Here is a 24,727-nt window from a genome sequence, read left to right as displayed (position 1 = left end):
TTTAACTCATTATCAAAAGGAACTTATTCTTCCTCTTCCTCATCTTTTCCTACCCCTTGCTCCATCGCCTTCCACGCAAGTGTGGCACATTTGATGCGAGCTGGAAACTTGGAAACGCCAGAAAGAGCTTCGATGTCACCTAGATCATAGGATTCATCATCATAGTCGTTCCCTAGCATCATATCATAAAAAATGTTTGCAAGCTTTACAGCATCTTCGACAGGAAGACCTTTAACAGCCTGTGTCATCATAGAAGCTGATGCTAAACTGATCGAACACCCTTCACCGTCGAACTTAGCCGATTCGATCTTTCCATCTTCTACTTTTAAAGTGAGCTGGATGCGATCGCCGCATGTTGGGTTATTCATATTGATCGTCAGAGCATTATCTTCAATAACCCCTTTATTGCGTGGGTTTTTGTAATGATCCATGATGACCTGACGATATAGCTGATCTAAATTAGAAGACATGACCGAAATACTCCTTTGCTGTTGTTAAGCCTTTAAGAAAAGCATCGATGTCATCTTCAGTGTTATACAGGTAAAAGCTAGCACGTGCTGTTGCTGTAACATCTAACCATTTCATAAGAGGCTGTGCACAGTGATGGCCTGCACGAACAGCAATTCCCTCAGAATCTAAAACGGTTGCTACATCATGCGGATGAACATCATCTAAGTTGAACGTTACAAGTCCTGCTCGTTCTTTTGGACCAAATATCGTAACACCCTCTAACTCTGAAAGTCGCTCCATCGCATAGTCAGCAAGTACATGTTCATGTTTTAACACATTATCAAGACCTACTTCTTCTAAGAAATCAATCGCAGCACCTAGACCGATCGCACCTGCGATAATCGGTGTCCCACCCTCAAATTTCCAAGGCAGCTCTTTCCACGTAGATTCTTGAAGTCCTACAAAATCAATCATCTCTCCACCGAACTCAACAGGATCCATCTTGTTTAGGAGTGCTTTTTTTCCATAGAGCACGCCAATGCCTGTAGGTCCACACATTTTATGTGCTGAAAAGGCAAAGAAATCACAATCGAGATCTTGAACGTCTACTTTCATGTGAGGAGCGCTCTGAGCGCCGTCCACTACCATTACAGCTCCGTTCTTATGTGCGATCGCTGCGATCTCTTTGATCGGGTTGATCGTTCCTAATACGTTCGATACCTGCATAACTGAGACGATCTTAGTATGCTCTGTAACTGTATTTTCAACATCCACAAGATCAATCGTGCCATCCGGCTGTAAAGGAATGTACTTAAGCGTTGCACCAGTGGTTTTCGCAACTTGCTGCCATGGAATGATGTTGCTGTGATGCTCCATTGGAGTGATCACAATCTCATCACCTTCTGACAGATTTGCCATACCATAGCTTCTTGCTACCGTATTGATCGCTGTTGTTGTACCACGTGTAAAGATAATCTCCTGAGTGGATTTAGCACCGATAAAACGGCGTACCTTTTCACGCGCTCCTTCATAACCATCTGTAGCACGAGTTCCCAGTGTATGAACACCACGGTGAACATTCGAGTTGTACTCTTTGTAATATTTATCTAAAGCTTCAATTACTTGTATCGGTTTTTGTGAAGTAGCTGCACTGTCAAGGTAAACGAGAGGTTTGCCGTTAACTTCCTGATCCAGGATAGGAAACAGCTTTCTCCATTCGTTTGCACTCATTAGCGCACTTTCCTTTCAATAACCTCGACTAAACGATTTTTAACAGATTCTAAAGGCATCTGACTAACGACTGGTGCTAAGAATCCATGAATGATCAAACGTTCAGCTTCAGCTTTTGAAATACCACGACTCATCAGATAGAACATTTGAAGAGGGTCGATTCTTCCAACTGAAGCAGCATGACCTGCTGTAACATCATCTTCATCGATCAAAAGGATCGGGTTCGCATCCCCACGCGCTTTTTCACTTAACATAAGTACGCGTTCAGTTTGCTCACCATGAGATTTTGTAGCACCGTGCTCGATTTTTGTAATACCGTTAAAAATTGAGCTCGCACTATCTTTCATTACCCCATGAGTAAGGATATAACCTTCAGAATGTTTTCCGTGGTTAAAGATTTGCGCTACGAAGTTTTGCTTTTGATCACCGCGTCCGATTGTTACAGTCTTCGTATCTGTAAAAGATCCATCACCGATCAAATGAGTTGTGTTGTCAGAAACCGTATTTCCGTCGTTAAACTGACCAAGCGCCCACTCGATGCGAGCATCTTTCTCAGCACGGCCTCTACGGTTCACGTATGTTGTCATTCCTTTTGCAAGGTTATCTACAGCACCATAAACGACTTTTGCACCGCTGCCTGCATATACTTCAGACACGATGTTTGCTACTGAATCTGTAGCATCGTTCGTTGATAAGTAGTTTTCTACATACGTTACTGAGCTGTTATCCTCTGCTGCAACGATAACGTGGTTGAAGATCGCTGCTTCATCGTCTTGATAATAAACGGCTTGAATAGGAGCAGAAAGTTCCACGTTCTTTGGAACATAAAGAAATGCTCCATTAACGAATAGTGCTGCATGAAGGGCTGGCAAACGGTTCTCATCAACCGCAACAGCTTTCATAAAGTACTTTTTCACTAGATCTTCATGCTCTTTTGCAGCTGTTAGAAGATCTGTGTAAATAACACCTTGTTCTTTTACCGACTCTTCAAGTGCAAAATAAACTGGTGTTCCATTATAGATAACAAGAACATTCTTCGCTTCTTCTTCAGAACCGATCAATGCCTTAACATCTTCAGGAAGTTCATTGAACGCAACAGGAGTGCCAGTTGCTTCATGTTTGAATTCTGTAAAGTTCCATTTATCGATTTTAGTTTTGTCCGGTTTAGGCATTGGAAGCTCTTGAGCTAATTCCAATGCTTGCAAACGAAGTTCCTGCAGCCAAGCGGGTTCCTGTCTGCTGCTTGAAAAACCGGTTACGTAGTCCTTATCAAATCTTAGGCTCGTATCAACTGACATGTATAGTCCCCCTTAATGCTTACGCTTCTTGACCAACAGTTTCGTCTTTAATTCCTAGCTCTTCTTTAATCCAGTCGTACCCTTCAGCTTCTAGACGTTGAGCTAATTCAGGTCCACCAGATTTTACAATACGCCCTTGCATCATCACGTGTACTTTATCAGGAGTGATGTAGTTCAATAGACGTTGGTAGTGAGTGATGATCAAGCAACCGAAATCCGGGTTACGCATTTCGTTAACACCTTTAGCTACTACTTTAAGAGCATCGATATCAAGTCCTGAATCGATCTCGTCAAGGATTGCTAATTTTGGCTCAAGCATCATCATTTGAAGAATCTCATTACGCTTCTTTTCTCCACCAGAGAATCCTTCGTTTAAGTAACGGTGTGCGAACGCATTGTCCATCTCAAGATGATCCATCTTTTTATCTAACTCACGGATAAATTTCATTAGAGAAATTTCGTCGCCTTCTTCACGCTTTGCATTGATTGCAGAGCGAAGGAAATCAGCGTTTGTAATACCGCTTACTTCTGAAGGGTATTGCATAGCTAAGAACAGACCAGCTTGTGCACGCTCATCAACTTCCATCTCTAAAAGATCTTCACCGTTGAACGTAACTTTACCAGAAGTTACTTCATATTTAGGGTGTCCCATTAACGCTGCAGAAAGAGTAGACTTTCCTGTTCCGTTTGGTCCCATGATCGCATGGATCTCGCCACCATTTATTTCGAGATCTAAACCTTTAATAATCTCTTTATCTTCAATAGATACACGAAGATCTTCAATCTTTAAATTAGGTGCTGACATAATACAACCTCCATTAAGAAATCATTCTTAAGATTTTGATAAAAGGCACAAAATAGCCATTCTCAATTTATTCTCATTCTAATCTTATAACAAATGAAATGTATGTTCAAGGGAACGAGCTGTTTACTTTTCCATTGTTGTCATATTAATTGTACATCAGTCACAAGATTTGAAAAAAGGCTGACTCATTAGGCGGTAGACCACCTTATGAATCAGCCTTTTGTAATTTTAAGTTCATATGTTACGGCGTATGATTTCTGTTCGCATTTGCCGCTATTTCTAACCCTTTTTTGTATTCCATATCTCGGACCTTCTCAACATCTAGGCGTTTTTCCAAATCCCTCTCATACTCTGCAAAACCACAGCCATGTGACTGGTGCATTGCTTTTTCCATCTCGGACGTATGTTTTACTTTAATGGGGTGGATAATGAATCAATCCTTTCAAAGTTAAAGTTAGTTAACAATAATAGCGTATCAGCATCACTCATTTTGCTCAATCCGTTATCCAAGTGAAATCACCTTGCATACCAGTGCATGATGATTCCTATTGAAAACAGATGTGACTTCCTATGTTATCCTGCTAAATGCGCTACATTACTTCCATTACCTTCTTAGGATGATTTCAAAACATGTAAGTGTGGAATTTTAGACTTTCTTTTAATGACGCGGGTTATTTAATTCTTTAATGCATTCTTGAACGAGGGTCACACCTTGGCTCATAGCCGCTCCTCCGCCAAATGCAGCAGAAACACCCACAGCTTCAAGAATTTCATTTTCCGAGCACCCTTGATCTAAACAACCTTTTGTATGATAGATGATGCAATATTCATCTTGAGAATAGATGCTGATTCCTAAAGCGATCAACTGCTTATACTTCTCAGAGATCTCACCTTCTTTAAAGCAATGGCGTGTAAATTCATTATAAGCATGTGTAAGTTCAGGCATATTCTCATTGTATTTCCCTAAGCCTTCTTTATAGCGGATCAGGTGATATTGCGTTGAATTCGATCCGGGTAGCGGCTGTTCTTCTTGTTTCATTTCATTCACTCCTGTCAAAATAGTAAACAGGTTTAGTATGGGTCATTCGCAAGCTGGTTATGTAATAAATGTTCGTAAGTTTTTGTCGAAAAGCCTATAAATGACTTTGAAGGACTATAAATTAAGTTCAAGGGCCTATAAATGGAATCGCAGGGTCTAAAAGTTAGTTTGAAGGACTATAAAGTGTTGTTGATCGATCTTTACTCAAAAAAAGAACTGACTTTAATCTCAAAGTCAGTTCTTTATAGAAAATTATTCTGTTACTGGCACTACTGCACCTTCATATTTCTTCTTAATGAAATCTTGAATCTCTTTAGAACGTAAAACTTCTACTAAAGCTTTAACAGATTTCTTATCTTTATCTCCTTCACGAACCGCGATGATGTTTACGAATGGAGAATCAGATCCTTCTAATGCGATCGCATCCTTTTGAGGGTTTAATCCAGCATCGATCGCGTAGTTTGTGTTGATTAGTACGGCATCGCCTTCACCGTTCTTGTAGGCTTTTGGAAGCATACCCGCATCAACATCTGCTTTAAATTTAAGCTTCTTAGGATTTTCTACAACATCCTTAATTTGTGCTTCTGCTCCAGCACCTTCTTTAACTTTGATCAATCCTTCTTTTTCAAGTAACCCAAGCATACGGCCATGATCTGCTACTGAGTTAGACATGATAATTGTTGCGCCCTCAGGCAGCTCATCTAATGACTTATACTTTTTAGAATAGATTCCGATCGGCTCAAGGTGGATGCCACCTGCATTTTCGAATTTGTATCCGTGATCTTTCATTTGAGACTCTAGATAAGGAACGTGCTGAAAGTAGTTCGCACCGATTTCTTTTTCATCTAAAGACTTGTTTGGCAGTACATAATCTTGGAACGTTTTGATCTCAAGTTCTACACCTTTTTCTTTCAAAAGAGGTTTTGCTTCTTCCAAGATTTCAGCATGTGGTACGTTTGAAGCACCTACAATGATCTTCTCGTCGCTGATTCCGCCTTCTGTTTTGTTCCCGCAAGCAGCAAGTGCTGCAACAAGAACGGTTAATATAAGAACAGATAATACTTTTTTCATATGAACTTCCTCCTTGTTGTCTTAAAACGTTATCTCTTATCTAATGCTGTTGTAATGCGGTCACCGATCCATTGGATGACGAAAACGATGACTAAGATAAGTGCAGTTGAAATTAATGTTACATCCGCGTTGTCTCTTTGGTAACCTTCCATATAAGCCAAGTTTCCTAAACCACCAGCACCAACAACTCCAGCCATCGCTGTATAACTTACGAGTGCAATCGCGGTTACAGTGATACCAGAAACAAGAGCCGGCGTACTTTCGGGAATAAGAACTTTAAAGATAATCTGAGCGTTTGTAGCACCCATTGATTTCGCTGCTTCGATTACCCCTTTATTAATCTCTCTCAAAGCGATCTCTACCATACGTGCATAAAATGGCGCAGCTCCTACGATTAATGCAGGGAGTGCAGCTTCAGCTCCAAGCATCGTTCCTACGATTAAACGTGTAAAAGGAATCAATAAGATGATTAAGATAATAAACGGAATCGATCGAAACACGTTAACAATTATAGCAATCACGCTGTTTAAAAACTTATTTCCCCACAAGTTACCAGGAGAAGTTAGAAATAACGCCAATCCTAGAGCCAGTCCTAGGAAAAATGTAATCACTACAGAGATGGCTGACATATATAAAGTTTCATTTGTCGCTTCTAATAGAACATCCCATTGGACATTCGGGAACCATGTACTAAGCATTATGAATCACCTCTACTTCAACCTGCACACTGTTTAAAAACTCCATTGCACGAGCTAGTGCAGATTCTGTACCTTTAATCTGAATGAACAACGTTCCATAAGGTCCATTCTGAGTTTGCGTAATCTTTCCTTGTAGAATATTTACATCTACCTCATACTTACGAATCAGTTCCGTAATTAATGGCTGTCCTGCTCGTCCACCGATAAAAGTAAGTTGGACAATTCGGCCTTCCGGAAACTCAGAAATAAACTGTTTGATCGTGTCGACTGTTTCTTCAGGTTCTGTTACTTGTTTCACAAAATCCTTCGTGATTGGTTCTGTCGGGTTTTTGAAGACATTTAGGACATCGCCTTCTTCCACTACTCTCCCCTGTTCCATAACGGCTACACGGTGACAGATCTTTCTGATTACATGCATTTCATGTGTGATAAGAACAATGGTCAGATCTAATTTTTGATTGATCTCTACAAGCAGATCAAGAATGCTGTCAGTTGTTTTAGGGTCAAGTGCAGAAGTTGCTTCGTCACATAAGAGAACTTTCGGCTCATTCGCAAGCGCGCGTGCGATACCTACACGTTGCTTCTGCCCTCCACTTAGTTGCGACGGATAAGAACCACCACGACCTTCCAATCCAACTAGGTCGATCAGCTCATCAACACGCTGTTTGATCTTAGCTTTTGGATAACCAGCAATCTCAAGAGGAAAAGCAATGTTTTCTCTTACCGTGCGAGACCACAATAAGTTAAAGTGCTGAAAGATCATTGAAATTTCTTGTCGTGCTTCTCTTAACTTTTTTGATGACAGCTCAGACATGTTCTTGCCGCCAATCGTAACCGTACCGCTAGTCGGGCGCTCTAGCATGTTAAGGATGCGGATCAGTGTACTCTTACCTGCACCACTGTATCCGATGATTCCGTAAATCTCTCCTTGTTTTATGTTTAAATCTACCGTATCAACAGCCTTTACTTCACCATCTTTGGTTTGAAAGACTTTACGGACTGCCTGTAAATTAATCAAGATTCTTACCTCATTTCTTATCTAAATATTGGCTCATATAGAAAACGGTGCATTGGTTTGCTTAAGTGTTCCCTTCATCGATAAGTTGATTGTAGTGGAAGGTGCGAGACTCCTACGGGATCAGCGGGACAGGTGAGACTCTTAACAGCGCATAGCGCTAAGAGGCTCACCGCACGCCCCGTGGAAAGCGAGCATCCTGTAACGGAAATCAACTACTCCCAAGAGCTTCAATGTAAAACGAAAACATTAAACAAAAAAATGCCTCTCTGCTTCAATATGAGCAGAAAGGCATATTATATTCTATGCACGTTCTCCTCATCTCCCAAGACTACTTAAAGCCTTGCAGGAATTGGCACCTTTCTAGTTCATCATTCATAAGAATGCAATGATCTAGCGGTTGCCGGGTTTCATAGGGCCAGTCCCTCCACCTCTCGTGATAAGTAAAAAAGTGTTACTTTATTAAATTAAAGCGATGCATATTTGAATCACTGTGAAGAATATTATCATCCATGTCGATTCGTGTCAAATATTTTTAGCAGTTCGAACGAGTACACCGGCGGATATCTCTTCCCAATGGGAGCTTAAGTAAAAAATCGCTTCCCATTTTAAGCGTTGTCTGAGTGTTCCCTGAAACTCAATCATCTCTTGTCTCAATAAAGTACTCAGCTTCATTTTCCCCTCAAGCAACATACATAGATATTTCGGATTCCCAGTAAACGTGACTGTTCTGTTCCGCTCTCCTTCTCTATATTCAATTTTCAGCGTCGTTTCGTCCTTACATTTAAAGCTAGGCTTTACCGGGATATTATAAAGAGAAAGATACGGACTTTTTGCTATTTGACTTTCAAAGTAACGGATATCCAACATAAAAAATCCCCCCGAATTGGTTGTTACTTCACCGATTCTAGAGGAATATTCATATACCTTTATAAACCCTTCGACAGCAGCAAGGAATCGTAATTGCTATTACGACATGTTATCTCATAATTAGTGTTTATGTTTCTTTTCTTGCTTTCGATGTTCACCTTTGGAACGCTTATGATCATCATTAGAATGCCTGTCTCCATTCCATTGCTGTCTCTGTTCATGTTTATTACGGTCATTTTCTTTTTGTCGCTTGTTATGATTCTTATCCTGATATCTGTTTTCTTTTCTATGCTCTTTATTCTGATTGTAATTCCTATCATGGTTTTGTGTTCTGACAGGTTCCTTCATCTTTTTAGGTTCTACTCTTTGCTCTTTTTGCTGAATATGATTTCTATTGTTATTTTGATCATTCCTATTGCCAAGCTCTTTGCTGTTACGTTTTTCATTCGTATTCTTTTGAGGCTTCACAAGGTTTTTCTCGGTCGGTTTAACTGAGCTTTGGTGATCCGATTTTTTTTCTTTATTAATTACTGGCTTTACCTTGACCTCATGAGGTGCAGCCTTTATTTTACGAGGATGTGGTACAGATTTAATATTTTTAGAAGAAGTAGTATTCACTTTAAGCTCTTGAAACTTCACTTCTTTAATCTTTTCTTCTTTAAGATGCTTATCATTCTTCGTTGCTTCTTGGAATGCTGTATATTTCCCTGAAGATACGCCTAATTGTTTCGCCTTATCGCGAACTTCTTCGTTTGTTTCAGAAACAGTAATCGCTACAGGGTATTGAACGACAGCTTTTTTAACAATTGAATCCAATGCATGATCCAATTCCTGCTTCGTTTTCTTATCACTGGATTTATCGGATACTGTAGTGATAAGCATGGACTGATTCTCTTCCATATAGCCTTCTCGCTGATAAGCTTTGATCAGTTGATCCGCGAATACTTCAAACGGCATACGATCATCTGTAGAAAAATTGTATTTCTTAATGATTTTTTTTGCTTCGTCATTAAAGGCATCCATTTCAACCACTCGCATATTATCATCTACGCCAACCTCAAGGCTTGGATTGATATCAAAGCTAACATAAGCAGCCGCGGCAGAATGGCTGCTGTTGGGTAAAAGACCTGAAATAAAAAGAAATGCAATTAATGCTGCCACTGAAAACGAAATAGATGGCAGCACAAAAAGACTTCTTTTTTTGTGTGAAAAATAAGAAGCCTGATACTCATTACCTATAAGAGGTCTTTTACCTGCTGGTACTCTTACTGTGACAAAGGTTCCGTCCTTCATGAGAAGAGTTGCTTTTTTATTCTGAACTTCAATAACGATGCCGCTGCCGTTCTTCAATGATATCCCTCCCGCATGTAGCAGGATCAGTATAAATTACAGGCAAGAGAACATTACATTCCCTTGCCTAGTAACCTTATTTACCTCACCTTATGGCTGAATGTATGATTTCAGCGCTTGAAAATCGCCTAAATATATAAGTGATACTGCTATTATATACTTTCGATTTCTCTCTATGGTTTTACGACTACAGGATACCATATTTAATAAATCTTTTATTGGTAATTGCTTTTTTTCTTTTAGAAACGCGGCAAGTTCTTCGTTCTCAGCTAAAAGACGAGCAATTTCTTTTGCATTTTCACGTGCATCCACATGCTTTGGACAATGCTTACTTAATACTTTAAAGTTCAATCCGAACGTTTTTAATAACTTTTGATACTCTTCGATCTCATAAACGCGATTCTCAACTTGAATCTGGTCTTCAAAATGATCCATCGCAGCTTTTTGCTCTGCATAACTTTCTTCTAAGCGACCTTCTTCATCTTCTTCATCTGGCTGTAAGAATATCAGTCTGTTCTGACGGACTTCTTTACGAATGTAATCAATAACTCTTCGTCTAATAACCATATCGGCGAAGGACAAGAAACGGCTACCTTGACCTTCTTGGTATTGATCAATCGCTTCGTTGAAGGCAAAAAGACCTACACTAAACTCGTCCATCGTACGATCTATATATTGACTGCAAACTTTCGATGTTACTTTTTTAATGAATGGTTGGTAATCACCGATCAGTTCGTTTCTTAGTTTCTCATCGTCTCTTTCTTGGATCGTTAGAACTTTATCTTCTATACTTGTTAATTTATTGTTCGATAATTTATTTTTTCCAATAGGAAATACTGCATTTAAATTTAAAGATGCCATGTTTATCAATCACCTCTGTTAAAGAATTGCTTTGCATTTTGTTTCGTTTATTAGTGAATCGTATATTTTTATCTCAAAAATAAAATCATTCTTATTTACCACAATAAGCTAGGGAGCAAACATGCAAACAAGCTCTCCTATTCATTTATACCATGACTTTTGACATTTGTAGGATACAGTTCTATAACAATATTACAGCGTCCGTAACATTTGTGACGTTATCGTTAAAGTACTGAATTTGCAAAACAAACTGATAATTGTTCAAATACCTTGATAAACCCCTCTACTAAGGTCATCAGCGTTATTTCAAAATAAAAAAAAACACCCTTTATTGTTACAAAAGGGCGAGTGAACGACATTAAATTCCCATATTTTTCTTGAGATTTAACCCCCGAAAAATAAGTTTTTTTGTAGAATTAGACGATGAAATGAAAAATGTGGGGTATATCCCACATTTTTTTCACCCTTTATATTCCTTTTCCACTAGTTTTAACATGGATTTATATATATTTCCCGCAGATTGAAGTGCATAAATACGATCGATTGCAATTCCTCTAGAAAGAATGAGTAAACATGGCACGCTTGTTACCCCATACTTGGATGCAAGCTCGGGCATCTCATTAATATTACTAACACCTACAGCTATATTTTCGTCTTTTTGAACACGTATCGTTTCAACTGCTACCTCAAACATTCTTTTTCCCATTTTACAAGTTCCACAAAGCGGAGTCTCTAGGTATAGAAAGTACGGATTCTGAAGTGATTGTTCAATAACGGTGTTCCAATTTTTTCGAGTGATTTCTTTCATGGTACTACTCCATTACATTTTTTAGTGAAACTTTTAGCAGCACATCATCATCGCTCGACGGCTGTCCTCTACCATCTTTGTTATTCGTAACAACATACATGTGATTATCTTCAATAAGGATATCACGAATGCGCCCTTTATTGGAAACAATAGTGGTTATCTTCTTAGAAGACGTGTTAACCGTTATGACACTTTCGCCTCTCAATGCTGCAACAAACAGATAACCGTTTTTATAATCGATGCCTGAAGGTGCCCACGTTTCACGACCAGAGTGAACCCACGGTGATTCTAGCCCTTCCTTTTTTTCGTCACCACGAATGATCGGCCATCCGTAATTTTTACCCGGATCAATTTTATTAATCTCATCATAGTTAGATGAGCCATGTTCAGCAGCAAACATCTTACCTTCATCATCCCATGTCATTCCTTGTGGATTCCGATGACCGTATGTATAGACAGGTGAAGGATGGAACGGGTTGTCCTCTGGAACAGAACCATCATTATTCATTCTTAAAATTTTCCCAGCCAGACTGTTTAGATTTTGGGACAGCTCTTCTTCGCCACTATCACCCGTTGTGATATATAGTTTTCGATCTGGTCCCCACTCCATTCTTCCTCCATTGTGTGTGTAGCCTCCTGGAATATCATCTAGCAGGATTCTGCTTTCTTTCCATTCATTATTTTCAAAACGCATCTCGACAATCCGATTAACTAAACGATTCGATTTTTCATATGTATAATATCCATAAGCTTTTTTATTACTGTCGTAATTTGGGTCTAATAGAAAGCCAAGAAAACCTCCTTCCCCGTCATCAGCTATAGCTTCTGAAAATTTTGGGGAATAAGAGGTCTTTTTTTGTTTTGGCCCTAGTAAAACAAGCCCCCCAGTTCGTTCACTGATCCACATTTGTTTTGGGGTGCTGTTTATTTGCCACGGAATATTTAAATTTTTGCTCACGGCATCTTTAGAAGTCGTTTTTACTTCATCTTTATTTGAAGGACTGCAACCACTCACTAAGCAAAAGGTAGTTAGAAGACTCAACCATTTCTTTTTCATGGCTTATCCTAAGCAATTCTTTTGAATATTAAAGTGTGCACCTACCAATACCTTTGCGAGGTACATTAGAGGTGTTTTAGCAACTTCTCTGTACATCTTATTAATATATAAATGCTCTGCATTAGGCAATTCACGTTGCAGTTGTTTTCTTAGTTTATGGCCAGCATCATCAGCATCGACCAAGATATATACATCTCGATCCTCAATGGCTAATGCAAGCTCTTCTAATTTATCCAAACCTAAAGTTCCATTCGTACAAATAATTTCAACCGGTTCATCCAAGATTGCGGCTAACTTATCCTTATCAGATTTACCTTCGACAATGATTACTTTGTTTTTGATTTCATTCATTACTCATCTCTCCTATACTTTGAAGACTATAAAATGAATGCATCGCTTAGATTATATATTTGCTTTATTTTATTAAAATCCTGCAAGAGATGTTCTTTATTACTATACCCCTTTTTCCTATTTTCCTACCTATTTCTGTTCGGTGTATGCGTTTAGTACTAATTCGCCTCAAACGTGTTTGACATCCTGTTATAAAAGGGAATTTAGGAGTCATAAAACGAATATTGGAGGAGTCATCACATGGCAAAAACAGAACCTAAAATGAGCCGAGCTGATGCAGGCAGATTAGGCGGCGAGAAAACATCCAAATCACGAGGAAAAGAATTCTATCAACAGATCGGAAAAAAGGGCGGTACCTCCACATCAAAAAAACATAGCACAACTTTCTTTCAAGAAATCGGGAGAAAAGGTGGGAGCTCTACCTCTAGTACACATAATAAAACGTTTTATCAAGAAATCGGAAAGAAAGGCGGTACGGCCACATCCCAAAACCAGGATAAAAGTTTTTATCAAAAGATCGGCTCAAAAGGTGGGAGTGCCGAACGAAACAAACAGATCTAAAATCAAAAAGAGGATGATTGCCAAGATAGATCACATTGACATCATCCTCTATTGATGCTGAAATCAGCACCAACCCTTATCACATTCATCCACATACTTTGATGGATTTGGTAATTCTACAGGTTTTTCACGTTTATAAATCTTGTCTGCATCAAATTCAAACCCCTCAGCCATCTCGTACATGTTCCCTTGATTCGTAAAGCGGATCTGGCCAATTTCATCCTTATCCAAATAAAGGGACATTGATCCACCCTTCATTTTACCAAAAACTCTTGATGTAACATCTCGTCTATCTTGGTTCATAAAAAAATCCCTCCAAAAAAGAATAGCAATATGTCTATTCTTTCCTGAAGAGATTGATTTCATTAATCTTCTTTGATTAATTCTTCGTACTGTTCAGCAGTCATTAACTTTTCAACCTCAGATGCATCTGAAAGTTCTACTACAACCATCCAAGCTTTTTCATATGGAGACTCGTTAACAAGTTCAGGGCTATCATCAAGGTCTGCATTTACTTCTACAACTTTTCCAGATACAGGCGCATATAACTCAGAAACAGTCTTAACAGATTCTACGCTTCCGAAAGGCTCGTCCGCAGTAAGCTCATCTCCAACTTCAGGAAGTTCAACGAATACGATATCTCCTAGTTCGTCTTGCGCAAATGCTGTAATACCGATACGAACTTTATTGCCTTCTTCTGTTTTAGTCCACTCGTGCTCTTCTGAATAGCGTAATTCTTTTGGAAATTCCATGTGTAATCCCTCCAGCTTTTCTTGGTTTTATAATAACTACAATAAATGATTTATCGCAGTCAGTAACATTTTTATTTTTTCCATGTGTTATCGTAATGATCTTCTTTAAATCCTACTGTGACTTGCTTGCCATCAGTTGCGATCGGTCTTTTAATAAGCATGCCATCACTTGCTAAGATTTCGAGCAGTTCTTCTTCTGTAGCTGTTTTCATCTTTTCTTTCATACCCAACTCACGATACTTCATTCCGCTCGTATTAAAGAACTTCTTGATCTCTAGACCACTAAGATCGATTAATTTCTTAAGTTCCTCAGCAGAAGGCGGGCTCTCCACAATATGTATAGGCTCAAAGGCTACATCATTTTCTTTTAGCCATTTTTTTGCTTTTTGGCAAGTTGAGCATTTTGGATATTCATACACTTTCAGTAGCATTATATCACCCCTTCTCATAGTACCACAAACTAGTGTTACCAATAAAACAAGAAATTCTGCACGTTGGCTAATTTCTTATATCAGGATGTAATGTGACGTGCAATGAAGGATATGAGAGGGAGATTTCCATGATTTTAATGAGGATGGGGGTATATTCATGTGTGGTAATTGTCGAGGATTGTAGACTCGCGGATAAACAGCTGAAACTTTTGGATTGGGAGCTGAAATTCGTGGATAAACTGTCTATATTTGTGGATTAAAGCCGTTTTTTTGTGGATTCATCTCCTTAAAGATTTCCAAATTCATTTTTATTATCAACTGTAACAGTGGATTGAAGTGCAAGGCATGATACTCCTACCGTACACGCTGAACGCGAACGCTCTGAACCCAAACCATCAGCTTCCACTACAACATAAGCCTGTTTAAAACAAAAAAAGCCCTCCTACAAATGCAGGAGGGAAAGATAAGATATTTTGAAGGTTAGCGTAAATAAATACAGATCAATTAAACGATATAGCGTTCTTCTTCAAGAAGCTGAACCGCGAGTTCTCGCTTCTTCTTAATCACATTAATTGGTGTATGGCGCGTTAGTTTCTTTAACGCGGACAGCATCATGCGGAGCATATCGCCTTCTTCAACGGCAATGATGGATTCTTTAGCATGTGCTTCAATGCGGTTGAATGCTTCTTGGCAATACACTTCTGTGTATAACAGTTTTTGTTTTGCCTTTTCAGCTCCAGATCTTTCGATTGCTTTTTCAGTACGCAAGAGAACAGATTCCATGTTGTACACTTCACTAATGATATCTGCTAAGTTCGACAATACTTCTTGCTCTTGCTCTAACTTAGGTCCGAACTTCTGAACCGTTAATCCAGCTGTCATCAAGAAAATTTTCTTAGCCATAGAAACAAGGTATTTTTCCTGATCCAAGCTTTCCGTACCTACTTCAACAGGCATTAACATCATAAGCTCTTGTTGAAGCTGAGTTGCTTTTTGAATAAGCGGAAGTTCGTTCTTCATCGCTTTTTTCACAAGCGTTCCTGGTACTAATAAACGGTTGATCTCGTTCGTTCCTTCGAAGATTCGGTTGATACGAGAATCGCGGTATGCACCTTCAATCTCATATTCAGACATAAAGCCGTACCCACCATGAATCTGAACGCCTTCATCTACTACATAATCCAACACTTCTGAAGCTGATACTTTGTTCAGTGAACATTCGATCGCATACTCTGCGATTGCTTTCGCTAACTCACGTCCGTCTTTTTGCTTTTCTTCAGATAAAGCGCCTAGACGGTTTTCAAATAGACCTACCGTTCGGTACACAGAACTTTCAGCTGCATACGTTTGGACAGCCATGTTCGCAAGCTTTTCTTGAATTAAGCTAAAAGAACTGATTTTACGCTTGAACTGTTGACGCTCGTTCGCGTATTTTACAGATACTTCGAATGCTCGTTTTGCAGCTCCTACACATCCTAATGCAAGCTTGTAACGGCCGATGTTTAGAATGTTAAACGCAATCAGATGTCCCTTTCCTGCTTCCCATAACAGATTTTCCTTTGGTACTTCTACATCTTCTAGGATAAGCGTACGCGTTGAAGAACTCTTGATTCCCATCTTCTTTTCTTCTGGTCCTGTGGAAACGCCTTTATAATCTCTTTCAACGATGAATGCTGTGAACTGCTCACCATCGATCTTTGCGTATACGACGAAAACGTCAGCAAACGCAGAGTTTGTGATCCACTGCTTTTCACCGTTCAATACATAGTGAGTGCCTTCAGCGTTAAGCTTTGCTGTCGTTCTTGCGCCAAGTGCATCAGATCCAGAACCTGGCTCAGTTAATGCATAAGCTGCGATCTTCTCACCAGTTGCTAGTTCAGGTAAGTATTTTTTCTTTTGTTCTTCGTTACCAAAAAGAACGATTGGTAGTGATCCAATTCCTACGTGTGCTCCATAACTAATTGAAAAGCCGCGTCCGCGTGCGAACTTTTCAGTGATGAGTGAAGAAGAAATCTTATCTAGACCTAAGCCGCCATATTCTTCAGGTACATCTGCTCCTAGTAGACCTAGCTCTCCCGCTTTAGTTAATAATTTTCGAGAAACAGTAAAATCGTGATCTTCCATCTTTTCAAGTTGAGGAACAACCTCTTTCACAACGAAATCTTCCGTTGTTTTCGCGATCATCAAGTGTTCTTCTGAAAAATCCTCAGGTGTATAAATATCTGCTGCGGAAACATCTTCGATTAAAAAGCTTCCACCAATGATTTGTTTTTCTGCTGTATTCGACATGTTTTCTCCTCCTTGTTATCCTACTAGTTCAAATACGCCTGCTGCTCCCATGCCACCACCGATACACATCGTAACAACTCCGAATTGTTCGTTGCGACGCTTCATCTCATGTAAGAGAGTTAATGTGAGTTTAGTTCCTGAGCAACCTAGCGGATGGCCAAGTGCGATCGCACCACCATTCACGTTTACTTTATCTTCTGGAAGGTTCAGTTCACGAATGACTTGAACGCTCTGAGAAGCAAATGCCTCATTCAACTCGAACAAGCCGATGTCTGAAATTTCTAATCCTGCCATTTTTAATGCTTTCGGAATGGCGGCAACAGGACCTACTCCCATGATGTCTGGAGCTACCCCAGCTACTGCAAAAGAACGGAATTTCAATAATGGCGTTAAACCTTCTGCTTCTGCTTTTTCTCTGTTCATCACAAGAACCGTTGCAGCGCCATCACTTGTTTGTGAAGAGTTCCCTGCTGTTACAGAACCAGTTGGTGTGAATGCCGGACGAAGCTTACTAAGTACATCAACGGTTGTTCCAGCACGGACACCTTCATCTACTGACACAGCAACCTCTTTTTCAACTAACTTTGATTGCTCATCTAACCAGCGTTTCATAACATGTACAGGAACGATCTCGTCGTTAAACTTCCCGTCTTTAATCGCTGCCGCTGCTTTTTGATGACTTCTTACGGCGAATTCATCTTGATCATGTCTTGAGATGCCAAAACGTCTAGCTACTTCTTCCGCTGTATGACCCATGCCCATATAATATTGCGGCACCGTCTCAACTAAGTAAGGGTTAGGCTTTACGACATGACCTACTACAGGAACAAGGCTCATGGATTCAGCTCCGCCTGCAAGAATCGCTTCGGCTGCACCTAGCATGATTTTTTCTGCTCCGTACGCAATACTTTGCAGACCCGATGAACAAAAACGATTGATCGTAATCGCTGGTACAGTTTCAGGTAATCCTGCTCGAGCACCGATCAGACGAGCCATGTTCATCCCTTGTTCTGCTTCAGGAACAGCACATCCGATGATTAAATCATCAATCTCTCCGTTATAATCGCCTGCACGCTTCAACGTTTCTTTGATGGTTACCGCTGCTAGTTCATCTGGTCTCATATGTGCAAAAGAACCTTTTTTCGCTTTACCAACCGCTGTCCTAGCACCTGCTACTATTACTGCCTCTTTTAACATTGAGTTCTTCCCCCCTTAGTTTCTTAGCGGCTTGCCTTTAACAAGCATGTGCTGCATTCTTGCCTGGCTTTTTGGTTCTCCAGCTAGACTTAGGAATGCTTCTCTCTCCAAATCTAGTAAGTATTGTTCGTCTACCAATGTTCCTTCTGGCACTCTTCCTCCAGCGAGAACAAAGGCTAGTTTCTTTGCAATTTTTAAATCGTGCTCTGAAATATATTGGCTGAAGTGCATCGTCTGTGCTCCTAGTGCCAACGTTGCATAACCGGCTTCACCAACTACAGGAATCTTCTTTCTTACAGGCGGTGTATAGCCAATCCCTTCTAATGCGAGTACTTGTGTTTTTGCATCATGTAAGAGGTGGTCACCGTTTACGGAGATGCTGTCTTCTTTTCGTAAGAACCCTAGCTTGCGTGCTTCTTGAGCTGAAGTTGAAACTTTAGCCATCGCAATCGTTTCAAAGGCTTGGTTCGCAACTTTTTGCAGATCTCCCTTAGCACCTTCTGGCAGTTGCTCTAATAAACGAAGATAAAGCTCTTTGTTTCCGCCTCCGCCCGGAATCAAGCCGACTCCTGTTTCAACAAGCCCCATGTACGTTTCAGATGACATTTGAAGTCTTGCTGCAGGAAGAGATACTTCAACTCCGCCGCCTAGCGTCATTCCGAAGTTAGCCGCAACGACAGGTTTTGCACTGTAGCGAACTCTTGCCATCGCTTGTTGGAATTGACGAACCATCATATCCAGTTCAAAGAAATTGTCATCTTGAGCTTCCATAAGGATAAGCATCAAGTTAGCACCAACACAGAAGTTCTTACCTTGGTTACCAATCACTAACCCTTTGTAATTCTTTTCAACTTCATCGATCGCCTGATGAAGCATCATGATGATTTCAGGTCCGATCGCATTGTTTGGAGAATTGAACTCAAGGCCTGCAACATCATCACCGAGATCGATTAACGTAGCCCCGCCATTCTTTGTGATCACATTGCCTTTTTCTTTTAAACGGCTTAAATGAACGACTTTTTTGTTCTCTTCCACAGGAAGATATCTGCCGTGGTGGTAATACGAGCGATCACCGTCTGATTTTGTGTAGAAAGAATTCTTTTCTGATTGAAGAAGCTCTTCTACCCAACCAGGAATTGTCTCTCCTTCAGATTTCATTCGTTCTACAGATTGGGGTACACCGATCGCATCCCAAATCTCAAATGGACCATGCTCCCATCCGAATCCCCATTTCATCGCTTGGTCAATCGCAACAAGATCATCGGCGATTTCATAACACTTTTCCGCAGAATATAATAGAACCGGTTTAATGATGTCCCACAGCAGTTTACCTGCACGATCATCACTGTATAAAAGCGCTTTCACTTTTTGGTTTGTTGTCTTCATTTGTTTAGCTGCTTCGAGTGTAGCTGTTTTCATTTTGGAGCGCGGTTTATATTCCAACGTAGCAGGATCGAGCTCTAAGATTTCACTGCCTGCTTTACTTTTTTGTTTAAGATAGAAGCCTTGACCTGTCTTGCTTCCAGTCCAGCCTTTGTCTACCATTTCGTTTAAGAAATCAGGGATCTCAAACACTTCTTTTTCTTTTCCGTCAACTTGCTCATAAACATTTCTCGCAACATGAAGGAACGTATCTAGTCCGACAACATCAAGCGTTCTAAACGTTGCAGATTTAGGACGGCCGATCAAAGGACCTGTAACCGAATCAACTTCACCGACACTATAACCTTGCTTCATCATCTCTTGCATTGTAACCATCAATCCATACGTTCCGATGCGGTTCGCGATAAAGTTAGGCGTATCCTTCGCTTCAACGACTCCTTTTCCTAGTACGTTCTCACCAAAGCTGCGCATGAATTGAACAACTTCTGGTTTTGTATCTTCGGTTGGGATGATCTCAAGAAGCTTTAAGTATCTTGGTGGATTAAAAAAGTGCGTCCCTAAGAAGTTTGCTTTAAAATCTTCAGAACGTCCTTCAGCCATCGCAGAAATCGAGATTCCAGATGTGTTTGAGGTGATGATACTTCCTGGTTTTCTATATTGATCGACTTGTTCAAAAAGTTTTTGTTTCACATCAAGGCGTTCAACTACTACCTCAATGATCCAGTCTACATCCTTTAATTTTTCAAGATCATCGCTAAGGTTACCGATCGAGATTAATTCGAGATTTTCTTTAACAGCAAGTGGAGCTGGTTTTTGCTTTAATAGTTTTTGTGTGGCAGATAGAGTAAATTTGTTGCGGAATGCAGGATGATCTTCCGTTATCCCTTTTGCTTTTTCCTCTTCACTTAAAGAAGGCGGTACAATATCCAATAATAATGTTGGTATTCCGACGTTTGCTAGATGAGCGGCTATGCCTGATCCCATTACACCAGAACCCAGTACGGCAGCTTTACGGATTTCACGAGACAAGATGGTCTTCCTCCTTTATTGAATGAATACTCATTCATTTTTTCTCCATAAAAAAATTTGTTACCCTATATCCAATATAAAATATATTCTGAATTTTAGCAATAGTAGAGGTTTTTTTCTTTTCTAAACTTTCATTTATATCTTATGCAGGAAGGTTGCCTATAGTTTTTCTAGTGGATTTGATGTCTTTTAATAAGGCTGTTTTCGTATTCATTGTTGCTTTTGAAAGAAGTTGATTTTCCGTTCTAGATGCTCGCTTTCTGCGGGGGCGAGCGGAGAGTCTCGCATCTTCCACTCCAATCAACAGACAAAGAAGAAAAAGATTTGAAGCAACAATCCTTAGAAAACAGCATGAATAAAATAAGAGGAGCCTGTGTTTAAGACAGACTCCTCTTGATTACTACTATTTATTTTCCAAACACACCTTTTAATACGAACACAACGTTTGCCGGACGTTCAGCAAGACGTCTCATAAAGTAACCGTACCAGTCGTTTCCGTATGGTACATAGATTCGCATCTTGTAGCCTTCTTGCATCAGTTGGTCTTGTCGCTCTACACGAATTCCGTACAACATTTGAAACTCAAATTGATCATATGGGATGTTGTGTTTTTCAACCAAGTCTTTTGTATATTGGATGATCTCATCATCATGTGTTGCAATCGCGGTATAGTTTCCGTTCAATAGATGAGTTTCGATCAGCTTTCTAAAGTTATTATCTACATCGCTCTTTTCCGGGTATGCGACAGTTTGAGGCTCTTTGTAAGCACCTTTTACTAATCGCAGATTCGGATGATATTCATCTAACGTTTGAACATCTTCTAGTGAACGATACAAATAGGCTTGAATAACAGTTGAGATGTTATCATACTCACTCTTTAGCATCTTAAACACTTCAAGCGTTTTTTCACAACGAGAATAGTCTTCCATGTCGATCGTTATAAAAACATTATGTTTTGTAGCTGCATCCATAATCTTTCTCATGTTGCTCAACACGAGTTCATCACTAATGTCTAGTCCCATGGAAGTCATTTTTAGAGAAAGCTGTGAATCAAGCTTTTCTTTACTGATGGCTTTAATTGCATCTATACAATGCTGAGTCATTTCAGCAGCTTCTCGTTCGTTGTCAACAAACTCACCAAGATGATCAATCGTAACAGGCATTCCCTTTTCGTTCAAACGTTTGATAGCAGAAATAGAACTATCAAGTGTTGCACCTGCCACAAAACGACCTGCTCCGAAACGTAGACCGTATCTTTTAGCAAGGTTGGTTAACGATTTATTTTTAGCAAGAAATAAGAAAAAATTGCGCATGAGTTGTTCCAATCCAATTACCCCCTAGTACCCTTAAAATATTAAATAAGATTGGTTAAATTCTTTCTATGTTGTAACCGCTTTAAATATATCATTTTTTTTGCGAATATTGTCGATTTTGCAATATTAAAAATATTTTTCATGTAAAAAATGAATTAATCATGTCGTACTGCTATTTTTACGATACATGTTTTATGTTTCTGACATGTTCGCCGGTAAATGGCTGAGTCTCACCGATACAAGACAATGTTTCACCGCCAACACCTTACGCTCCACCCAAAAAACGTCCCTCACTACTTGGAACTACTAACTACCTTCATATCACTGATAGTATCAGAAAAAGAATGGCATACAAAAGAAAAGACAGTCTATATGACTGCCTCTATGTTATATCTTATTTATTTCTGTTCATTTCTGTGCTTTTCGTTCAATTCTTTAATCTCATGAACCACATTCTTCATCGCTTCCTTGGCATCTGGGTATTCTTCATTCCAATGTTTTACTAATGGAGGCATACTTTTTGCGATGAATGAATATAGAGCATAAGATTTCACCATCTCTATATGTTTTGGATCTGAACTTCCTACGAGAAGCTCAGCATATTTCTCCATTAGACCATCCAACTGTAGTTGTAATTTATCATCCATGGCTAACTACCCCCTAGAATCATTCAAAACATTTCTTATAGTGATACAGAAGACATGATGGCTAAATAAATCGCCATTGCTGCCAACACTGAAGCGACTACTGCAAGTATCATACTTTTGTTTCGCTTTATCGTGGCAAGTATAGTTAATACAAGTACTATAGCAAATGCTAGCCAAACGAGACTCATCATCGAGAAGCTGAATGACAGCATCGGATTATCTCCTGGAATTAAACCAGTAGAAAAAGTAAACAGCTTAGATGGATCTTCCATCTTTAACGTATCTGCTACATCATGAGGTGGTGTTTGCTGAGTCATTAACGCTGTTGCTACAAATGCAGAAAACAATAAAATTCCTTCTGCTTTAATCCATTTGTTAAGTGATAATCCACTGTTTCCTTGATCTAATCTCTTTTTTAACCATATTCCGTTTATGAGACTATAAATAACGATGATAAACAATAGAATGTGTTTGATCAACAGTGCTTGGCCGTAGTCCAACAAGTAGCTGTTCACATATTCAGGAACAATATAGTTCATCAACCACAATCCAGCACCGATCACGGTTGCTAAACAGGCAACAGCCAATGGCGTGAACCATTTATAAAAGGACAGGCTGGGTCCTTCTCCTTTGCTGAAATATCCGGTTACGAGTAGAACCCCCGACCATGTGATCACAGCTATAAAATGTAAAGAGTGAGCCAAGAAACCTAACGATTCTAAACTTGCTGCATGACTCGCATATCCAACGGAAACTCCCATCCCCGCTATCAAAAAGACGGCTAATCCGGCAAAGAATCGATCTTCTTTAATATCATTAAATAAAACCATAAAAAACAATAACACGGAGATTCCAGTTAAGAAAAGCCAACCCTTTCCTACTTCAAAACTAAAAACGATGTTCTGAAACGTCAACCAATATCCGAAATCCTCTCCAAGATGCATCGTAAGCCTCATAAGCTCTCCGATGCCAAACAAAGGGATTAAAGCAATTAAAAGTAAGATAAGCTTTTTTGAAATATAGATTTCCGGACGATTTCCTCGTGGAACTGAATATAGAATAAACGCACCCATTAATAAGGCAAAACAAACATATAACATGGCTTTAGCGACAATAAACATGAAATTGAACTCCTTCACAACAATCTATGCTTATTGTATCAGGGAATCGGAAAGGAACAAAAATTAAGAATGACAATAAAATGAAATCTCCTATAAAATAAAAAAGCTAACAGGTGAACGCTTTCCGCGCCTCTATTAGCTTTTTAATGAAGTTATCGATTTCCTCGCTGCACAACTTTGGATAAAAATTTTACTCCATCACCATAGCTGAACTTTCTTGCAGCACGTCTAAACTCTTTCAACCCTTTACGCGTGACGTTGAAATATGGATCAATGAGTCCTTCTTCTTTTAATTGATTGGCCGTTTCAATCGTGATGGAGTGTTGAATCTCTCTCATCTTGTGATTGAACTGCTCTAAACTTGCATTTAATACAAACTCTTTTCCTAATAACTGCACAATATCTTTGGCGTTTCCAGTCTGAGCAGCTTCTTCATCTAAGTATTCTTCTTCAACATTTCCTTGTTCGAAGTCTTCTTCATCGGCAGGTTCTTCTAGAGGTTCTAATAATGAAGTAATTCGGATAATCTCTTGTTTTGCTAACATAATTTCTTTTTCTTTTTGCAGCAAATAGTCTATGTAATCTTTTTTATCTTCTTCATGAAGGTCTTCGGTTACTAAGCGGTTCTTAACTTCATTCTGAACTTGCTTCATTCGCTTAATCTGCTCTTCTTGAGATAATAATTCGCGCACAAGTTCTTCTTCCTCAGATTCCGTTAATATGACCTGATCATCTTCTATGTATTCTTCCTCTATGCCCTCTTCATGCGTTTCTGGCTCAATCTTATTTTTGTTAGCTATCGGTATAACTGACTTCCCGGCAGATACAAAAGCCATGAGTGCTTCATTTACTTTTACATAAAACATACTGCAGATCCCTATCGCAAAAACAGCTACAAGGAATGCAAGCAAGTCAGAAAAATGAAACGTAAATTCAGTGATCACTAACTTGTACATAAAAACTAATGATAGTAGGCTGACTAAAATAATTTTAAACCAATGGTTCCTAATTTTAATTTTCTCATCTGTTGTACTCAAATCAATTGCCCCCTTTAACTCGTTATCCTATAAAGGAATAACCATATAAATATTCGCGATTGAT

The 24,727-nt window shown here is 39.4% G+C and carries 26 protein-coding genes and 1 riboswitch; of the genes, 1 reads left to right on the top strand and 25 read right to left on the bottom strand.

Features of this window, described 5'->3' with window-relative positions; translation table 11 throughout:
• Positions 1 to 23 precede the first annotated feature (23 nt).
• The 15 genes from sufU to IHV09_RS11040 all read right to left on the bottom strand — a co-directional run bounded on the left by sufU (position 24) and on the right by IHV09_RS11040 (position 12,903).
• Positions 24 to 470, bottom strand: coding sequence for a Fe-S cluster assembly sulfur transfer protein SufU (gene sufU, locus IHV09_RS11110; RefSeq protein ID WP_197129601.1), 447 nt, complete (start codon positions 468 to 470; stop codon positions 24 to 26).
• On the bottom strand, positions 460 to 1,680 hold the full coding sequence (locus tag IHV09_RS11105) for a cysteine desulfurase (RefSeq protein ID WP_197189696.1): 1,221 nt from the start codon (positions 1,678 to 1,680) through the stop codon (positions 460 to 462). The genes sufU and IHV09_RS11105 overlap by 11 nt, the downstream gene beginning before the upstream one ends.
• The gene (gene sufD, locus IHV09_RS11100) at positions 1,680 to 2,978 is read right to left on the bottom strand and encodes a Fe-S cluster assembly protein SufD (RefSeq protein ID WP_197264515.1); all 1,299 of its coding nucleotides are present in this window, start codon (positions 2,976 to 2,978) and stop codon (positions 1,680 to 1,682) included. The genes IHV09_RS11105 and sufD overlap by 1 nt, the downstream gene beginning before the upstream one ends.
• Positions 2,979 to 2,997: 19 nt before the next feature.
• Complete coding sequence (gene sufC, locus IHV09_RS11095) at positions 2,998 to 3,783, bottom strand: Fe-S cluster assembly ATPase SufC (protein ID WP_197129591.1); 786 nt, start codon at positions 3,781 to 3,783, stop codon at positions 2,998 to 3,000.
• 241 nt (positions 3,784 to 4,024) lie between these two features.
• Positions 4,025 to 4,165, bottom strand: a complete 141-nt coding sequence (locus IHV09_RS11090; protein ID WP_197130059.1) for a hypothetical protein — start codon at positions 4,163 to 4,165, stop codon at positions 4,025 to 4,027.
• A gap of 276 nt (positions 4,166 to 4,441) precedes the next feature.
• Positions 4,442 to 4,822, bottom strand: a complete 381-nt coding sequence (locus IHV09_RS11085; RefSeq protein ID WP_197129588.1) for a carboxymuconolactone decarboxylase family protein — start codon at positions 4,820 to 4,822, stop codon at positions 4,442 to 4,444.
• Between the two features lie 252 nt (positions 4,823 to 5,074).
• A complete protein-coding gene (locus IHV09_RS11080; RefSeq protein ID WP_197129586.1) occupies positions 5,075 to 5,893 on the bottom strand; it encodes a MetQ/NlpA family ABC transporter substrate-binding protein in 819 nt (272 codons plus the stop codon).
• Between the two features lie 29 nt (positions 5,894 to 5,922).
• The gene (locus IHV09_RS11075) at positions 5,923 to 6,591 is read right to left on the bottom strand and encodes a methionine ABC transporter permease (protein WP_197129583.1); all 669 of its coding nucleotides are present in this window, start codon (positions 6,589 to 6,591) and stop codon (positions 5,923 to 5,925) included.
• Positions 6,584 to 7,609 carry a methionine ABC transporter ATP-binding protein gene (locus tag IHV09_RS11070; protein ID WP_197129580.1) on the bottom strand — a complete coding sequence of 342 codons (1,026 nt, stop codon included), beginning with the start codon at positions 7,607 to 7,609 and terminating at the stop codon, positions 6,584 to 6,586. Before IHV09_RS11070 ends, IHV09_RS11075 begins: the two co-directional genes overlap by 8 nt.
• Before the next feature lie 312 nt (positions 7,610 to 7,921).
• A riboswitch (SAM riboswitch) is annotated at positions 7,922 to 8,052 on the bottom strand.
• 79 nt (positions 8,053 to 8,131) lie between these two features.
• A complete protein-coding gene (locus IHV09_RS11065) occupies positions 8,132 to 8,476 on the bottom strand; it encodes a hypothetical protein (RefSeq protein WP_197129577.1) in 345 nt (114 codons plus the stop codon).
• Positions 8,477 to 8,596: 120 nt separating this feature from the next.
• Positions 8,597 to 9,826, bottom strand: coding sequence for an anti-sigma-I factor RsgI family protein (locus IHV09_RS11060; protein WP_197264514.1), 1,230 nt, complete (start codon positions 9,824 to 9,826; stop codon positions 8,597 to 8,599).
• 90 nt (positions 9,827 to 9,916) lie between these two features.
• Entirely contained in the window at positions 9,917 to 10,687 is a 771-nt protein-coding gene (gene sigI / locus IHV09_RS11055; protein ID WP_197129570.1) for an RNA polymerase sigma-I factor, read from the bottom strand.
• 460 nt (positions 10,688 to 11,147) lie between these two features.
• Positions 11,148 to 11,495: a thioredoxin family protein gene (locus IHV09_RS11050; RefSeq protein WP_197129567.1), complete on the bottom strand. Its 348-nt coding sequence runs from the start codon at positions 11,493 to 11,495 to the stop codon at positions 11,148 to 11,150.
• Between the two features lie 4 nt (positions 11,496 to 11,499).
• Positions 11,500 to 12,552, bottom strand: coding sequence for a PQQ-dependent sugar dehydrogenase (locus IHV09_RS11045; protein ID WP_197264513.1), 1,053 nt, complete (start codon positions 12,550 to 12,552; stop codon positions 11,500 to 11,502).
• A 3-nt stretch (positions 12,553 to 12,555) separates the two neighbouring features.
• Positions 12,556 to 12,903 (bottom strand): toprim domain-containing protein, encoded by a 348-nt coding sequence (locus IHV09_RS11040; protein WP_066397377.1) that lies wholly within the window; start codon positions 12,901 to 12,903, stop codon positions 12,556 to 12,558.
• Positions 12,904 to 13,143: 240 nt separating this feature from the next.
• On the opposite strand from IHV09_RS11040, the gene IHV09_RS11035 reads away from it, so the two are divergent.
• Complete coding sequence (locus IHV09_RS11035) at positions 13,144 to 13,464, top strand: general stress protein (RefSeq protein ID WP_197129562.1); 321 nt, start codon at positions 13,144 to 13,146, stop codon at positions 13,462 to 13,464.
• 63 nt (positions 13,465 to 13,527) lie between these two features.
• On the opposite strand, the gene IHV09_RS11030 is transcribed toward IHV09_RS11035, so the two are convergent.
• The 10 genes from IHV09_RS11030 to IHV09_RS10985 all read right to left on the bottom strand — a co-directional run bounded on the left by IHV09_RS11030 (position 13,528) and on the right by IHV09_RS10985 (position 24,663).
• Complete coding sequence (locus tag IHV09_RS11030) at positions 13,528 to 13,767, bottom strand: YusG family protein (protein ID WP_066397384.1); 240 nt, start codon at positions 13,765 to 13,767, stop codon at positions 13,528 to 13,530.
• 62 nt (positions 13,768 to 13,829) lie between these two features.
• Positions 13,830 to 14,216 carry a glycine cleavage system protein GcvH gene (gene gcvH, locus IHV09_RS11025; protein ID WP_066397386.1) on the bottom strand — a complete coding sequence of 129 codons (387 nt, stop codon included), beginning with the start codon at positions 14,214 to 14,216 and terminating at the stop codon, positions 13,830 to 13,832.
• A gap of 71 nt (positions 14,217 to 14,287) precedes the next feature.
• Entirely contained in the window at positions 14,288 to 14,647 is a 360-nt protein-coding gene (locus IHV09_RS11020) for an arsenate reductase family protein (RefSeq protein WP_197189701.1), read from the bottom strand.
• Positions 14,648 to 15,151: 504 nt separating this feature from the next.
• Complete coding sequence (locus IHV09_RS11015; RefSeq protein WP_197129555.1) at positions 15,152 to 16,936, bottom strand: acyl-CoA dehydrogenase family protein; 1,785 nt, start codon at positions 16,934 to 16,936, stop codon at positions 15,152 to 15,154.
• A 15-nt stretch (positions 16,937 to 16,951) separates the two neighbouring features.
• Positions 16,952 to 18,133, bottom strand: a complete 1,182-nt coding sequence (locus IHV09_RS11010; protein WP_197264512.1) for an acetyl-CoA C-acetyltransferase — start codon at positions 18,131 to 18,133, stop codon at positions 16,952 to 16,954.
• 15 nt (positions 18,134 to 18,148) lie between these two features.
• A complete protein-coding gene (locus IHV09_RS11005) occupies positions 18,149 to 20,545 on the bottom strand; it encodes a 3-hydroxyacyl-CoA dehydrogenase/enoyl-CoA hydratase family protein (RefSeq protein WP_197264511.1) in 2,397 nt (798 codons plus the stop codon).
• Positions 20,546 to 20,952: 407 nt separating this feature from the next.
• Positions 20,953 to 21,870 (bottom strand): proline dehydrogenase family protein, encoded by a 918-nt coding sequence (locus tag IHV09_RS11000; protein ID WP_197189703.1) that lies wholly within the window; start codon positions 21,868 to 21,870, stop codon positions 20,953 to 20,955.
• Between the two features lie 386 nt (positions 21,871 to 22,256).
• Complete coding sequence (locus tag IHV09_RS10995) at positions 22,257 to 22,505, bottom strand: DUF2573 family protein (RefSeq protein WP_197264510.1); 249 nt, start codon at positions 22,503 to 22,505, stop codon at positions 22,257 to 22,259.
• A 35-nt stretch (positions 22,506 to 22,540) separates the two neighbouring features.
• Positions 22,541 to 23,626, bottom strand: a complete 1,086-nt coding sequence (locus tag IHV09_RS10990; protein WP_197264509.1) for a copper resistance D family protein — start codon at positions 23,624 to 23,626, stop codon at positions 22,541 to 22,543.
• A 152-nt stretch (positions 23,627 to 23,778) separates the two neighbouring features.
• Positions 23,779 to 24,663, bottom strand: a complete 885-nt coding sequence (locus IHV09_RS10985; protein WP_197264508.1) for a hypothetical protein — start codon at positions 24,661 to 24,663, stop codon at positions 23,779 to 23,781.
• Between the last annotated feature and the right edge of the window lie 64 nt (positions 24,664 to 24,727).

It is taken from the genome of Fictibacillus sp. 23RED33 (genome assembly GCF_015903925.1).
GTDB lineage: Bacteria > Bacillota > Bacilli > Bacillales > Fictibacillaceae > Fictibacillus > Fictibacillus phosphorivorans.
This window is presented reverse-complemented; position numbering and strand designations above follow the sequence as displayed.

Coding starts and splice junctions, on each gene's coding strand:
- sufU (WP_197129601.1), bottom strand. CDS start 470: ATGTCTTCTAATTTAGATCAGCTATATCGTCAGGTCATCATGGATCAT.
- IHV09_RS11105 (WP_197189696.1), bottom strand. CDS start 1,680: ATGAGTGCAAACGAATGGAGAAAGCTGTTTCCTATCCTGGATCAGGAA.
- sufD (WP_197264515.1), bottom strand. CDS start 2,978: ATGTCAGTTGATACGAGCCTAAGATTTGATAAGGACTACGTAACCGGT.
- sufC (WP_197129591.1), bottom strand. CDS start 3,783: ATGTCAGCACCTAATTTAAAGATTGAAGATCTTCGTGTATCTATTGAA.
- IHV09_RS11090 (WP_197130059.1), bottom strand. CDS start 4,165: ATGCACCAGTCACATGGCTGTGGTTTTGCAGAGTATGAGAGGGATTTG.
- IHV09_RS11085 (WP_197129588.1), bottom strand. CDS start 4,822: ATGAAACAAGAAGAACAGCCGCTACCCGGATCGAATTCAACGCAATAT.
- IHV09_RS11080 (WP_197129586.1), bottom strand. CDS start 5,893: ATGAAAAAAGTATTATCTGTTCTTATATTAACCGTTCTTGTTGCAGCA.
- IHV09_RS11075 (WP_197129583.1), bottom strand. CDS start 6,591: ATGCTTAGTACATGGTTCCCGAATGTCCAATGGGATGTTCTATTAGAA.
- IHV09_RS11065 (WP_197129577.1), bottom strand. CDS start 8,476: ATGTTGGATATCCGTTACTTTGAAAGTCAAATAGCAAAAAGTCCGTAT.
- sigI (WP_197129570.1), bottom strand. CDS start 10,687: ATGGCATCTTTAAATTTAAATGCAGTATTTCCTATTGGAAAAAATAAA.
- IHV09_RS11050 (WP_197129567.1), bottom strand. CDS start 11,495: ATGAAAGAAATCACTCGAAAAAATTGGAACACCGTTATTGAACAATCA.
- IHV09_RS11045 (WP_197264513.1), bottom strand. CDS start 12,552: ATGAAAAAGAAATGGTTGAGTCTTCTAACTACCTTTTGCTTAGTGAGT.
- IHV09_RS11040 (WP_066397377.1), bottom strand. CDS start 12,903: ATGAATGAAATCAAAAACAAAGTAATCATTGTCGAAGGTAAATCTGAT.
- IHV09_RS11035 (WP_197129562.1), top strand. CDS start 13,144: ATGGCAAAAACAGAACCTAAAATGAGCCGAGCTGATGCAGGCAGATTA.
- IHV09_RS11030 (WP_066397384.1), bottom strand. CDS start 13,767: ATGAACCAAGATAGACGAGATGTTACATCAAGAGTTTTTGGTAAAATG.
- gcvH (WP_066397386.1), bottom strand. CDS start 14,216: ATGGAATTTCCAAAAGAATTACGCTATTCAGAAGAGCACGAGTGGACT.
- IHV09_RS11020 (WP_197189701.1), bottom strand. CDS start 14,647: ATGCTACTGAAAGTGTATGAATATCCAAAATGCTCAACTTGCCAAAAA.
- IHV09_RS11015 (WP_197129555.1), bottom strand. CDS start 16,936: ATGTCGAATACAGCAGAAAAACAAATCATTGGTGGAAGCTTTTTAATC.
- IHV09_RS11010 (WP_197264512.1), bottom strand. CDS start 18,133: ATGTTAAAAGAGGCAGTAATAGTAGCAGGTGCTAGGACAGCGGTTGGT.
- IHV09_RS10995 (WP_197264510.1), bottom strand. CDS start 22,505: ATGGATGATAAATTACAACTACAGTTGGATGGTCTAATGGAGAAATAT.
- IHV09_RS10990 (WP_197264509.1), bottom strand. CDS start 23,626: ATGTTTATTGTCGCTAAAGCCATGTTATATGTTTGTTTTGCCTTATTA.